This is a genomic window from Agrobacterium sp. 16-172Ci (assembly GCF_053522725.1).
On the sequence record NZ_JBNWBW010000006.1, the window covers coordinates 57,645 to 70,098 of the forward strand.

Consider the following 12,454-nt stretch of genomic DNA (forward strand, 5'->3'; position numbering starts at 1 on the left):
TCAACCCTTCATCATTCTCAAAATATGCATGGCTGCCGATTCCGCCAGCCCTTCCAGATCATAACCGCCTTCCAGCAGGCTGACGACCCGGTTCGATGTGTATTTATCGGCCATTTCCAGAAGCCGGCCCGTTGCCCAGTCGAAATCCTCGCCCACCAGGTTGATCTGCGCCAGCGGATCGCGGTGATGCGCGTCGAAACCGGCGGAGATGAGGATGAGATCGGGCGAAAAATCGGCAATCGCCGGCAATACGCGGGATTTGAAGGCCTCGCGGAAATATTCGCTGCCGGTGTTGGGCGAAAGCGGCGCGTTGACGATGTTGTTCTTCACGCCGGTTTCGTTTTTGTCGCCGCTCCACGGGTAAAGCGGCATCTGGTGGGTGGAACAGAACAGCACGGAGGTGTCGTTCCAGAAGATATCCTGCGTGCCGTTGCCGTGATGCACGTCCCAGTCGATGACGGCGACGCGCTCCGCGCCGTGCGCATTCTGCGCATGGCGGGCGGCAATCGCCACATTGTTGAAAAGACAGAAGCCCATGGCCTTTGCGGTTTCCGCATGGTGGCCGGGGGGGCGGGCGGCGACGAAGACATTATCGGCAGCGCCGGTAAACACGTCATCCACCGCCGCCATGGCGGCACCGATGCCGGTCAGTGCCGCCTGCAGGCTTTTTTGCGAGACGTAGGTGTCGGCCTCGACGCGGTTGATCTCGCCATCCTCTTCGGGGATCTGCCGCATGATGGCAAGCAGATGCTCCTCCGGATGCGCCAGCAGCACCGCATCCTCATTCGCCTGCGGCGCTTCTTTGCGTTCCAGCCGCTCGAAATTCGGGTGTTCGAGCGCGATGTTCAGCGACCGCAGGCGGTCCGGCCGCTCGGGGTGGCCGGGAGGCGTGATATGCTCCAGGAAGATCGGATGTTCGTATAAACGCGTCGCCATTCTTTTCCTCCCGAAGAAAGTCCGTTCAGGCGCGCTGCGGCAGAAGCGGATAACCGACCATCACGGCGCGGCCGGCAAGTGCGGCGAGCACGGCCTTCAGCGCATCGCCCGGGATAAAGGCGAGCGAACCCATGAAGGCCTTTTCGAAACCGAGCCCGACGACCAGCGCCAGATAGGTGATGCCGAAAGCATAAAGCACGACCACGCCGCCAATCAGGCTGGCGACGAAGAAACCGATGCCCTGTGTCAGAGCGGACTGGCCGCGATTGACGAGTTTTTCCGAGAGCGTGCCGGTGACGAAAACCGCCGCGATCCAGCCGATCAGGAAGCCCGTGGTCGGCGTCGTGAAGATGGAAAGGCCGCCGCGCCCGCCCGAAAGCACAGGCAGGCCGATGGCGGCAATCAGGATCGTCAGGAGAACCGCCAGCGTACCGCGTTTCGCGCCCAGCACGACACCGGCCAGCATGACGCCGAGCGACTGCGCGGTGATCGGCACGGGGATGAAACCGAGCGTGATCGGCGGCAGAAGCCCGAGTGCGATGATGATGGCGGAAAACAGCGAAATCAGCACAAGGTCGCGGGTCGTCATGGCTCGGAAACTCCGGATGGTTATCTGGCCGTCAGCTTTGGCCTCTGAAACCGCGCGCGTCAATGGCGTCGGCAATGGCATCGGCATCCTTCAACGTCATAATCACCAGCGGCACGATGATGGTGGCCATCCGCACAGGCAGGCCGCGCGCCCGATGCGCATCGCGCACCGCATGGTAACGGTTGACGATTTCAGGCACGAACCGCACGACGAGCCCGACCGAAAGCCCGATATCGGCGGCCTTCACCAGCCCCAGCCTTTCCAGCGGGGCGGCGGCGAGCGCGATCTCGTCCATGAATTGCGAGATGCTGACGGTGATGGTGACGGCGGTGGCAAGCAGCGCCAGCGCCGTCAGCCGCAAAAGATTGACACTGGCATCATGGGCCGGAAGCAGGAGGTAGCTGAAGGCGGCGACGAGGAAGATGGTCAGCATCACCGGCCGCAGCCGCAGGCCGATATCCTTGAAAGGCAGCCGCGTAGCGCCCAGAATAAGGGCGGCCAGAACCGTCGCGCATACAAGAGCCAGCAGATCGCGGGTGAGGAACAATGCGATGCTGAAACCCATGAGCATCAGCAGCTTGAGGCGCGGCGAGACGCGGTAGAGCCAGCCAGTGCCTTCCACATGCAGCGATTTCATCGCGATGCCACCTCCAGATAGCGCGCCACCGCTTCTTCGGGGGCGGCGTCGGCAACCAGCGCGCCTTCATGGAAAACCAGCACCCGGTCGAAACCCGCAACCAGCGGCAGATCGTGGGTGATGACGATCAGCGCCTGCGACAGCGCCGCCATGGTCTTTTCCACGGTGGCTCGGTTTTTGAGATCGAGCTGGTTTGTCGGCTCATCGAGAATGAGGAGCTGCGGTTCGGTGACCAGAAGCGCCGCCAGCGCTGCAAGCTGCAATTCGCCGCCGGAAAGCTCATGCGCGCGCCGTTCTTCGAGGTGAGGTATGTCGAGCCGGGCGAGAACGGCTTTCACCCGGGCTTCGGTTTCGGCCTTGCCGAGGCCGAGCCGCTTCAGCCCGAAGGCGACATCGTCACGCACGATTGGCAGGATGATCTGGTTCTGCGGATTCTGGAAGATGAAGCCGACCGCCTGCAAGACCGCCTTGGCGTCGCTCACGGTGTCGAGGCCGTTCACCGAAACCTTGCCCTCGCTCGGTTTGTTCAGCCCGTTGATCAGCCGCGCAAAGGTGGTCTTGCCGGAACCATTGAGGCCGATCACGCCGATGCGCCGTTCCGTCAATGTCACAGACAGCGGCTGCAGGGCCTGCCGGCCCTCGAAAGCGACGCCGGCGGCGTTAAAACGGATTTCCAAGCTTACATCCTCGCGCTCTTTTTCCGGTTCTATACCCCGTCATCAACAGAAGTGAAACAAGGAACAAAAAAAGAACATTGCAATCCTGAAAAAGCCGTTCTACCTTCTGTGCCATGGCGATCAAGGTTTCGAACGAAGCGGCAAGGCGGATTTTTCTGGCGCGGCAGGGGCTTTCCTCTCCGCCCGGCAAGGCGCTTTCCAAGGATGGCCTGTTGCAGCTCATCACCGATATCGGTTTCGTGCAGGTGGACAGCATCGGCACGGTGGAGCGCGCCCACCACCAGATTATTTTCTCCCGCAACCAGACCTACAGGCGCGGCCATCTGACCACGCTTTTGGAAAAGGATCGCGCGCTTTTCGAGCACTGGACACATGACGCCTCCATCCTGCCGATGGAGTTTTATCCCTATTGGAAGCACCGTTTCCGCCGTCGCGAGCCGATTATTCAGGAGCGGTGGCGCAAATGGCACGGCGAGGGTTTCGATGCGGCTTTCGGCGAAACGCTGGAGCGGATTGCCGCCACCGGTCCGGTTCTGGCGCGGGAGCTGAAGGAGGAGGGGCACCAGTCCGGCGGCTGGTGGAACTGGCATCCCTCCAAGACCGCACTTGAATATCTCTGGCACACCGGCAAGCTCGCGATTGCCGGCCGCGTCAATTTCCAGAAGGTCTATGATCTCGCCGAACGGGTGATTCCCGGCGAGCATCACGAAACCGAGGTGGAGTACGCTGAATTTGTCGACTGGGCCTGCCGCGAGGCGCTGAAGCGTCTGGGTTTCGCCACCCATGGCGAAATCGCTGCCTTTTTCGATCTCGTCACCCCGCAGGAGGCGAGGGACTGGGTCAAAAGCCATCGCGATGAACTCTGCGAGGTCTCGCTTCTCTCCAGCGATGGAGACAATGCCCGCCCGTCTTTTGCCTTTGCCGATTTCACCGCCGACCTGACCGACGTGCCGGAACCTTCCGCCCGCGTCCGTGTTCTCAGCCCCTTCGACCCGCTGCTGCGCGACCGAAATCGCACGGAGCGGCTGTTCGGCTTCTATTACCGCATCGAGGTCTTCGTGCCCGAGCCGAAAAGGCAATATGGCTATTATGTCTTCCCGCTTCTGGAGGGTGACAGGCTGATCGGCCGCATCGACATGAAGGCGGATCGCAAGCGCGGCACGCTGGATGTGCGCCGCCTGTGGCTGGAGCCTGGTGTCCGTGCCTCGGCTGGTCGGCTGGAGAAGCTCGATGCGGAATTGTCGCGGCTTGCGAAGTTCACACGGGTCGAGAGCGTGAACTATCTGGAGGGGTGGCGGGAGGTATAATTGCTTCCCAGGCCACGGTCTTTCGTCATGCTCGGGCCTGTCCCGAGCATCTGCAACGGACAACGTGTTGAAAGCGTTCGCAGATCCTCGGCACAAGGCCGAGGATGACGTAGAGCGGGCGGAGAGCGCACCAAACCGAAGCGCTCCCGCGACGACCCCAAATCAACCGATATCAGTCGCCGAAATCTTGATGCCGAACCCCTCGAGACCGACGTAATGCCGCTCGCGGGTGGTCATCAGCTTGATGGAGCTGATGCCGAGGTCTTTCAGGATTTGCGCGCCGAGGCCGATTTCCAGCCATTCGTTTTCGCGCGAACGGGCCTGCGCATGCGCCTCATCCGGATCACGGGCCTTGCGACGTCCGGCCACCTGGCCGACGCCGACCGAGCCTTCGCGCAGATAGACGATGACGCCGCGGCCTTCTTCGGCGATCTTCTGCATATAATGCCGCACCGGCTGGCGGTCGCCGAACACGTCGTCGGCGACATTTTCCGGGTGCAGGCGCACGGGAATGTCGATGCCGTCGCGGATATCGCCGAAAATCACCGCCATATGCTGCATCGGGTCCCAGGGCAGGGAATAGGTCTGCGCCTTGGCTGGTCCGAAGGGCGTTTCGATGGTGAAGGAGGATTCCATCTCCACCAGCGTTTCCTTGCGCTGGCGATAGGCGATGAGATCGGCGACCGAAACGTGCTTCATGCCGTGTTTTTCGGCGAAATCCAGCACCTGCGGGCCGCGCATCACCGTGCCGTCGTCATTCACCAGCTCGCTGATGACGCCGATGGGCGGCAGGCCGGCGAGCCGGCAGAGATCGACCGCCGCTTCGGTATGGCCGGAGCGCATCAAGACGCCGCCCTCGCGGGAAATCAGCGGGAAGATGTGGCCCGGCCGGGTGAAATCGGAAGCGCCGACATTGGGATTGGCAAGGTTGCGCACCGTGAGCGTGCGGTCATCGGCGGAAATGCCTGTCGTGGTGCCGTGCTTGAAATCGACGCTGACGGTGAAGGCCGTGGTATGCGCGCTGTCATTTTCCGCCACCATGGCGTTGAGGTTCAGCCGCTTGGCTTCCTCGCGCGGCATGGGCGCACAGACGATACCGGAGGTGTGGCGCACGATCAGCGCCATCTTCTCCGGCGTGCAGTGAACCGCCGAAATGATCAGATCGCCTTCGTTCTCACGGTCGTCATCATCGGTCACGACAACGATTTCACCGGCTTCGAAAGCGCGGATGGCGTCCACGACGCGTTTCTGGTCATAGGCCATGGCGATATCCCCTCACTTCAGAGCAACGGTTCGTTGCTCTTTTTGTTTCTTTAGCGGATTGTCCGAAAACCGCTTCACACTTTTCGGTCCGCTAAAGCCGGCCGGTCTGGCCGCGATCCCTCAGATAATGGTCGGCAACGGTGCAGGCGATCATCGCTTCGCCGATAGGCACGGCGCGGATGCCGACGCAGGGGTCGTGGCGGCCCTTGGTGCGCACATCCACATTGTTGCCGTCGGTATCGATGGAAAGACGCTCCGTCAGAATGGAGGAGGTGGGCTTGATGGCAAAGCGGGCGATGACAGGCTCGCCGGTCGCGATGCCGCCCAGAATGCCGCCGGCATGGTTGGACAGGAAGATCGGCTTGCCGTCATTGCCCATGCGCATCTCATCGGCATTTTCCTCGCCGGAAAGCTCGGCCGAGGCGAAACCTTCGCCGATCTCCACGCCCTTGACGGCGTTGATCGACATCAGGCTGGAGGCGATATCCTGATCGAGCTTGGCATAGATCGGCGCGCCGATGCCGGCCGGAACCCCTTCCGCCACCACTTCGACGACGGCCCCGATGGAGGAGCCGGCCTTGCGGATGCCGTCGAGATACTCTTCCCACACTGGCACCATGGCGGCATCCGGGCAGAAGAACGGGTTCTGGTCGACCTGAGCCCAATCCCAGTTGTCGCGGTTGATTTTGTGCTTGCCGATCTGCACCAGCGCGCCGCGCACATTGAGGCTCGGCACCACCTTGCGGGCAATCGCACCGGCCGCGACACGCGCCGCCGTCTCGCGCGCGGAAGAACGTCCGCCGCCGCGATAGTCGCGAATGCCGTATTTCAGGTCATAGGTGAAATCCGCATGGCCGGGGCGGAAGCGCTTGGCGATCTCGCCGTAATCCTTGGAGCGCTGGTCGGTATTTTCGATCAGCATGGAAATCGGCGTGCCGGTGGTTATCATCGTCTCGCCGTCCTCATCCAGCATCACGCCGGAGAGAACCTTGACGATGTCATCCTCGCGGCGCTGGGTCACGAAACGGCTTTGGCCCGGTTTGCGTTTGTCCATCCAGTGCTGCACCTCGTCAAGGGTGAAGCGAATGCCGGGCGGGCAGCCATCCACCACGCAGCCAAGTGCAGGCCCGTGGCTTTCTCCCCAGGTGGTAACGCGGAAAAGATGACCGAAACTGTTATGCGACATATTTTCAAAACCGGAAAACAGGGCGCCTGCGGGGAGCGCCGTTTAAAACAAGCGGATTTGTCTTAGTGGAAAATCCGGGCAAGGCAAAAGCCTTTCTTTCGCTGCGGCGGGATAAGTGCAGGGCACGGCGCCCTGACTGGAGACCCGCATGTCCGCGCCCTCATCTCTGGCGTGGCACGGGGAAGAGGGCAACGGGGCGATTCGCGCCGGCCGAAGACGTTTTTCGAAATGACGAAAATGTAAAAGCGCCGTCGTTTTCCACGTTAATCCGGAGTTTTCCAATATTGCCGGGAAATGCGGTGTAAAAATCACTAACGGCTTGAACACGATCCCAAATCCGTTCATCAATTGGGCCGAAAATGTCATGGTTGCGGGCAATTTCCGCCACATTCGAAAGGCAATTCTTCATGCATGTAAGGTTTTCACGCAAATCCACGAAAGCTAGATCGATGCGTATGATGATTGCCGCCCTTCTGGCCACCGCCAACCTCCTGATGCCGATCAACGGCTACGCCCAGAGCGTCGACGTGGAAGGCACGATCAGCAAGATCGATGCAAATGGGCTGAGCATTACGCTCAACGACGGCAAGACCTATCGCGTGCCGGAAGAGTTTAATTTCGAAGGTCTGAAAGCGGGCGTGAAGGTCGTGGTTTTCTACACGGAAGTGGATGGGAAACGCGTGGTCGACGATCTTCAGGTCGTGCAGTAAGCACCAGCCCCTCACGCCAAAACCTCCGTTCTGAAACGAGCGGATGCCTCTTGTTTCTTCCCCGTCGGGGAGAAGTCCGCGGCAGCGGGATGAGGGGGCAAGGGTGCGGTCTATAGCTATAGTTGCCCCCTCATCCGACCCTTCGGGCCACCTTCTCCCCGGCGGGGAGAAGAAATACGCGGCGGCCTTTGCGCCAAATATACGGGCTGCTCGAGTAGGACGATGCAGAGGGTTATGCCCTGCGCCTCACCAAATCCACTCCGCGCTGTTCCTGTCGATCTCGACCTTCAAAATCCGGTCCTGCGGAATTTGCGTCCTTGACGCCTCGTCCTTGTCCATGCCGGAGACCAGCCGGAAGATCGAGCGGATGACGCCGCCGTGGCAGACGCATATCGTCGGAACCTCGACGGAGGAAAGCCATGCGCCGATGCGCCAGGAGAGGATTTCATAGCTTTCGGCATCCTGGCCGGGGGGAATGAAATCCCACTTGTTGGCCTTGCGCGCCTTCACCCGGTCCGGGAACTCTTTTTTCAGCTCCGGCAGGGTTTGCCCTTCCCAGTCGCCGAACGAAACTTCGATCAGGCGATCGTCGGTTCGATAGGCCTTGGGATCGAGGCCCATCGCGCCGCGCATCAGTTCCATGGTCTCGCGCGTGCGCCCGAGCGGGCTTGCCACGTAGTCGAAATCCGTGGCCTGTTCCCCCAGCAGCTGCGCAAGCAGTTTGCCGTTACCGACCGCCTGCTGGCGGCCGAAATCGTTGAGCGGAATGTCTTTCTGGCCCTGAAGCCGGCGTATCGCATTCCAGTCCGTTTGTCCGTGCCGGATCACATAGACGAGCAAGGCGATACCCCGTTCTTACACTTTTCAGGCTTAGTCCTTCACCACCGAAATGTCAGGCGCATCCACCGCCTTCATGCCGATGGTGTGGTAACCGGAATCGACATGGTGGATTTCGCCGGTCACGCCGGTCGAAAGGTCGGACAGCAGGTAAAGCGCCGACTTGCCGACTTCCTCGATGGAAACGGTGCGCTTCAGCGGCGCATTGTATTCGTTCCACTTCAGAATATAGCGGAAGTCGCCGATGCCGGAAGCTGCAAGCGTCTTGATCGGGCCGGCGGAAACGGCGTTGACGCGGATGCCGCGATTGCCGAGGTCGACGGCGAGATAACGCACGCTGGCCTCGAGAGCAGCCTTGGCCACGCCCATGACGTTATAGTTCGGCATGACCTTTTCGGCGCCGTAGTAGGTCAGCGTGATGATCGAGCCGCCGTCATTCATGACCGGCTCGGCGCGCTTGGCAACGGCGGCCAGCGAGAAGACGGAAATGTCCATGGTGCGGTTGAAATTGTCGCGGCTGGTATCGAGGTAACGGCCGGTCAGCTCATCCTTGTCGGAAAAGGCGATGGCGTGCACGACGAAGTCGATCTTGCCCCAGTGCTTTTCCAGCCCGGCAAAAACCGCATCGATCGTCTCGAGATCGGTCACATCGCAGTGACCGGCCATGAAGGCGCCCAGTTCCTGCGCCAGCGGCTCGACACGCTTCTTCAGCGCGTCGCCCTGCCAGGTCAGCGCAACTTCCGCGCCCGCGTCGGCACAGGCCTTGGCGATGCCCCAAGCGATGGAACGATTATTGGCGACACCCATGATGAGGCCGCGTTTGCCAGCCATGAGGCCGGATGCCTGAGCCATTTTATGCTCCCTAGTACTTTTGATCGGTCCTGCCTATGGCATAGGCTGCAATCCTGTTCAAGATTGCCAAAGATCATCAACTGTTAGGGAGCGTAACAAAGGGTGCGTTGTCCCGGCTATTCGCAAAACTTTCACAAATAAAGGCCTTCGCGCATGTGCCGCATCAGGTCGGTCACCTTTTCGTCCGGCTTTTCCAAGAGAACGATGCGCAATTCGATGACGAGATCGCCCTGTCCGCCCTTGCCGTCGGCGAGCCCCTTGCCGGTAAGCCTCAGCACACGGTCGGAGCCGGACCAGGCCGGAATGGTGATGTTTTCCTCACCGAGCGGAGTCCTGACTTTCGTTTCACACCCCAGAACCGCATCGCTGAGCGAGATCGGCAGCGTCGTGTGAATATCGAAGCCACGAAGGGAAAACGCGTCGTCACGGGCGGTCAGCAATGTCACGGCAAGGTCGCCGCGCGCCATGTTGGGTAGCTTCAGCCCCTGTCCCTTCAGCCGGACCACGTGTCCGTCGCTCATGCCGGCTTCGAGCTGGAAACGAACCTCGCGTTCGTCGGCAAGCGACACGGTAATCCACTTGTGTTCCAGCAGATCGGCGACCGTGACGGTGGCCTCCGCGGTGATGTCCGGCGCTTTTTCGGCAGCCGGCTGCGGCGTGCGGAAACGGCGCACCAGAGCGCTGAAAAGATTGGCGGCGAGCGATGCGGGCGCTGTCCTGTCATCGCCGGCGCCGGGCTGCGCGGTCTCGCCGGCACCCGGCATATCGCTTTTTGCGGTGCCCGCGGCAGCCTTTGCCGCTTCGGCCGCCTGCTGCACCTTGGGATCGTTCTGTGCTTCCGCGCCAAAAATCCGTTCGACGATATCTTCGGCGGATTCCGCCTTGGCGTCGGTTTTCTGGCCGGTCTGCGCCCGGTTGCGGGCGTCCGCACGGGCCAGTTCCTCCATCAGCTTTTCGGCGGCCTTGGCGCGCTCGGCAGCCTCGCGCGCGGCTTCCCGCTGCTGCATGATGGTTTCGCCGCGCTGCTTCTTTTCGGCTGCCCTGCGGGCCTGATCGTAGAGATCGCGCTTTTTCGGGTCTTTGAGAAGATCATAGGCCTGCCCGATCTCGGCGAATCGCGCCGATGCGTCGGGATCGTCGCGATTGGCGTCCGGATGGACGGTCTTCGCCTTCGTGCGCCAGGCGGCCTTGATTTCCTCGTGGCGGGCGTCACGTTTTACGCCGAGGATAGAATATGGATCGCGCATGCGAAACACCAGTTACGTTGGCTCAGGCGCTGCCGCCCTTCATGGCGCAATCCTGAAACTAACCCCTCCGAAAAGGGATGCCCGCGATCATTCGCCTGCACGCCCTCGGTTTAATCAACGTCGACTGTTGCAATAAGTTGCTAATCACTCCTTTACGGAGGAAGCGCGCCGCACCCGGCCCGGCTCTATTCCATATTTAAGGGTAAACAGATTATTTCTGCTCGAAGCGGGTCAGCAGCCATTCGCCGGTTTCCGAGAGGCAGGCCTGTCCCGCATAGCTCGCAACGCCCTCGAAGGAGTGTCGCGTCGTCCTGAAATCGCGGCAGACGAAGCCGCTGGATTTGTCTTCGTGAATGGCGGTGACGACGCCGGCGCTGCCGGTGGCGGCATTGGCCCAGGGAAGCGGCTGGTCGGCGAGCTTGGCGAGATCGGCCGACGTCACCGCATTGCGGATCGTCGCATCGTCCGTCTGCGGCGCATTGTTCGGCTGGTTGGGAATGGAGGCCGTGGAAAGCGAGCGGTCGACCTTGTCGCCGCCGAACAGGTCGAGGCTTACGCAGCCGCTCAGCACCACAAGCATTGACACGACGGCGGAAACTTCCGCTACCGACGAAAGGAGGCTCTTTGTTCGACTGTTCGACTTTGCTATGACGGTCACCATCTTTCACCAGAGATCATCTCTGGGGTCCAAATCAGCTCGGGAGCATTTTAGTCAATATGTCGGAAACGGGGTTAACATCCAGTGACTTCACGGAAGAAAATGAACCGTTCACGCTTTTTGCCGAATGGCTGAAAGATGCGACGGCTTCCGAAATCAACGATCCCAACGCGGTAGCCCTTGCCACCGTGGACGAAAATGGCCTGCCGAATGTGCGCATGGTGCTGCTGAAAGGCGTCGACGACCGCGGCTTTGTTTTCTACACGAATTTCGAAAGCCAGAAGGGCCAGGAGATCCTCGGCCAGAAAAAAGCGGCCATGTGTTTCCACTGGAAAAGCCTGCGGCGACAGGTGCGCCTGCGCGGCGAGGTGGAGATCGTGAGCGACGAAGAGGCGGATGCCTATTACGCCTCGCGCCCGCGCGGCAGCCGCATCGGCGCCTGGGCTTCCAAGCAGTCACGTCCTCTCGAAGGCCGTTTCGCACTGGAAAAGGCCGTGGCGGAATATACCGCCAGATATGCCATCGGCGATATTCCGCGCCCGTCCTACTGGTCCGGCTTCCGCATCCGGCCGCTTAGCATCGAATTCTGGCACGACCGCAAGTTCCGCCTGCATGACCGCATCGAATTCCGCCGCGAGACGCCTGACGGTGCATGGTCCAAGGTCCGCATGTATCCGTAAGGGCGGTCGGGCAGGCCATTTTCGGCCTGCTTATTTCAGCAGCGAATCGAACAGCGGCAGGCCGATGACGGCGGAGATGGCGATCAGCCCATAGCAGATGCGCCGGAACGCCGCCTCGTCGGCAAGCCCGTGCAGTCGCGCGCCGGCATAAAGCCCGGCCCCGTAAAAGGGCAGGGCGAGCAGGAAAAAGACGAAGACATCGGCGGTGAACAGGCCGCTGACGAAATAGCTGCCGGTGGAGATCACGGTCGAAATCGCGAAATATAAAATGACATTGGCGCGCACGAAGGCGCCTTTGAGCGCGCCGCCGAGCCAATAGGCGACGACCGGCGGACCGCCCAGTTGCGCAGCACCCGAAAACAGCCCGGCCAGAAACCCGGTGAAGAGGGTCAGCGGCGTCTTCGGCCGGCCGCTGTAACGCCAGCCGGAAAGCAGAAACAACAGCAGCATCACGACGACGGCGGAGATGATCCAGCGCAGCGTCAGCGGATCGCCGTTGGAAAGCAGCATGGTTCCAAGCGGCACGCCGACAAAGGCGCCGGCCGCCATGATGAAGACTTCGCGTCGGTCCGCCATGCGCCATGCGGGCGGTATCATGCCGAGCGTCAGCACGGCGTCCACCACCAGCAGCACTGCCGAGGCGACACGCGGCCCGACGATGGCGCTTGCGAGCGGGATGAAGATGAGCGCCGCACCGAAACCGGAAAAGCCGCGGGCAAGGCCGGCGAGAAAGGCGGCGCCCGCAAACATGGCGAGCAGAGTCGGACTATGCGCGGTGATGAGGGACGAGAAAAAATCGAGGTGGGACATGGGCGATGGCACGATTGTTCGAATATGTTTTCTCTATCCCGCCTGCATGTACATGTCGCGGAAAT

The 12,454-nt window shown here is 61.1% G+C and carries 15 protein-coding genes; 3 read left to right on the forward strand and 12 right to left on the reverse strand.

Features of this window, described 5'->3' with window-relative positions; genetic code table 11:
- From ACQZ40_RS08555 to ACQZ40_RS08570, 4 genes are read right to left on the reverse strand one after another with little or no spacing between them, the layout of a single operon-like run.
- A complete protein-coding gene (locus ACQZ40_RS08555) occupies nucleotides 1-936 on the reverse strand; it encodes a histone deacetylase family protein (protein WP_443405457.1) in 936 nt (311 codons plus the stop codon).
- A gap of 25 nt (nucleotides 937-961) precedes the next feature.
- Nucleotides 962-1,525, reverse strand: a complete 564-nt coding sequence (locus ACQZ40_RS08560) for a biotin transporter BioY (protein WP_142843959.1) — start codon at nucleotides 1,523-1,525, stop codon at nucleotides 962-964.
- A 31-nt stretch (nucleotides 1,526-1,556) separates the two neighbouring features.
- Nucleotides 1,557-2,162, reverse strand: coding sequence for an energy-coupling factor transporter transmembrane component T family protein (locus ACQZ40_RS08565; protein WP_443405455.1), 606 nt, complete (start codon nucleotides 2,160-2,162; stop codon nucleotides 1,557-1,559).
- Nucleotides 2,159-2,839 (reverse strand): energy-coupling factor ABC transporter ATP-binding protein, encoded by a 681-nt coding sequence (locus ACQZ40_RS08570; RefSeq protein WP_448747766.1) that lies wholly within the window; start codon nucleotides 2,837-2,839, stop codon nucleotides 2,159-2,161. Before ACQZ40_RS08570 ends, ACQZ40_RS08565 begins: the two co-directional genes overlap by 4 nt.
- A gap of 113 nt (nucleotides 2,840-2,952) precedes the next feature.
- On the opposite strand from ACQZ40_RS08570, the gene ACQZ40_RS08575 reads away from it, so the two are divergent.
- Nucleotides 2,953-4,146: a winged helix-turn-helix domain-containing protein gene (locus tag ACQZ40_RS08575; protein WP_448747767.1), complete on the forward strand. Its 1,194-nt coding sequence runs from the start codon at nucleotides 2,953-2,955 to the stop codon at nucleotides 4,144-4,146.
- 162 nt (nucleotides 4,147-4,308) lie between these two features.
- On the opposite strand, the gene ribB is transcribed toward ACQZ40_RS08575, so the two are convergent.
- The 3 genes from ribB to ACQZ40_RS08590 all read right to left on the reverse strand — a co-directional run bounded on the left by ribB (nucleotide 4,309) and on the right by ACQZ40_RS08590 (nucleotide 6,961).
- Nucleotides 4,309-5,409 (reverse strand): 3,4-dihydroxy-2-butanone-4-phosphate synthase, encoded by a 1,101-nt coding sequence (ribB, locus tag ACQZ40_RS08580; protein ID WP_003521085.1) that lies wholly within the window; start codon nucleotides 5,407-5,409, stop codon nucleotides 4,309-4,311.
- A gap of 91 nt (nucleotides 5,410-5,500) precedes the next feature.
- On the reverse strand, nucleotides 5,501-6,595 hold the full coding sequence (gene aroC / locus ACQZ40_RS08585; RefSeq protein WP_448747768.1) for a chorismate synthase: 1,095 nt from the start codon (nucleotides 6,593-6,595) through the stop codon (nucleotides 5,501-5,503).
- A gap of 42 nt (nucleotides 6,596-6,637) precedes the next feature.
- Complete coding sequence (locus ACQZ40_RS08590; RefSeq protein ID WP_448747769.1) at nucleotides 6,638-6,961, reverse strand: hypothetical protein; 324 nt, start codon at nucleotides 6,959-6,961, stop codon at nucleotides 6,638-6,640.
- Nucleotides 6,962-7,044: 83 nt separating this feature from the next.
- On the opposite strand from ACQZ40_RS08590, the gene ACQZ40_RS08595 reads away from it, so the two are divergent.
- A complete protein-coding gene (locus tag ACQZ40_RS08595; protein ID WP_003521088.1) occupies nucleotides 7,045-7,305 on the forward strand; it encodes a DUF1344 domain-containing protein in 261 nt (86 codons plus the stop codon).
- Between the two features lie 246 nt (nucleotides 7,306-7,551).
- Here ACQZ40_RS08595 and ACQZ40_RS08600 read toward each other — a convergent pair whose 3' ends face one another.
- The 4 genes from ACQZ40_RS08600 to ACQZ40_RS08615 all read right to left on the reverse strand — a co-directional run bounded on the left by ACQZ40_RS08600 (nucleotide 7,552) and on the right by ACQZ40_RS08615 (nucleotide 10,902).
- Nucleotides 7,552-8,145 carry a histidine phosphatase family protein gene (locus ACQZ40_RS08600; protein ID WP_065654316.1) on the reverse strand — a complete coding sequence of 198 codons (594 nt, stop codon included), beginning with the start codon at nucleotides 8,143-8,145 and terminating at the stop codon, nucleotides 7,552-7,554.
- A gap of 30 nt (nucleotides 8,146-8,175) precedes the next feature.
- Nucleotides 8,176-8,994, reverse strand: a complete 819-nt coding sequence (fabI, locus tag ACQZ40_RS08605) for an enoyl-ACP reductase FabI (protein ID WP_003521090.1) — start codon at nucleotides 8,992-8,994, stop codon at nucleotides 8,176-8,178.
- Nucleotides 8,995-9,125: 131 nt separating this feature from the next.
- The gene (locus ACQZ40_RS08610; RefSeq protein WP_448747770.1) at nucleotides 9,126-10,241 is read right to left on the reverse strand and encodes a DnaJ C-terminal domain-containing protein; all 1,116 of its coding nucleotides are present in this window, start codon (nucleotides 10,239-10,241) and stop codon (nucleotides 9,126-9,128) included.
- A gap of 211 nt (nucleotides 10,242-10,452) precedes the next feature.
- Nucleotides 10,453-10,902: an RT0821/Lpp0805 family surface protein gene (locus ACQZ40_RS08615; protein ID WP_065654315.1), complete on the reverse strand. Its 450-nt coding sequence runs from the start codon at nucleotides 10,900-10,902 to the stop codon at nucleotides 10,453-10,455.
- A 56-nt stretch (nucleotides 10,903-10,958) separates the two neighbouring features.
- Here ACQZ40_RS08615 and pdxH point away from each other — a divergent pair, with 56 nt between their 5' ends.
- On the forward strand, nucleotides 10,959-11,579 hold the full coding sequence (gene pdxH / locus ACQZ40_RS08620; protein ID WP_080852561.1) for a pyridoxamine 5'-phosphate oxidase: 621 nt from the start codon (nucleotides 10,959-10,961) through the stop codon (nucleotides 11,577-11,579).
- A gap of 30 nt (nucleotides 11,580-11,609) precedes the next feature.
- Here the strand turns inward: pdxH and ACQZ40_RS08625 are convergent, their stop codons facing one another.
- Nucleotides 11,610-12,389: a sulfite exporter TauE/SafE family protein gene (locus tag ACQZ40_RS08625; protein ID WP_035263541.1), complete on the reverse strand. Its 780-nt coding sequence runs from the start codon at nucleotides 12,387-12,389 to the stop codon at nucleotides 11,610-11,612.
- Nucleotides 12,390-12,454 lie beyond the last annotated feature (65 nt).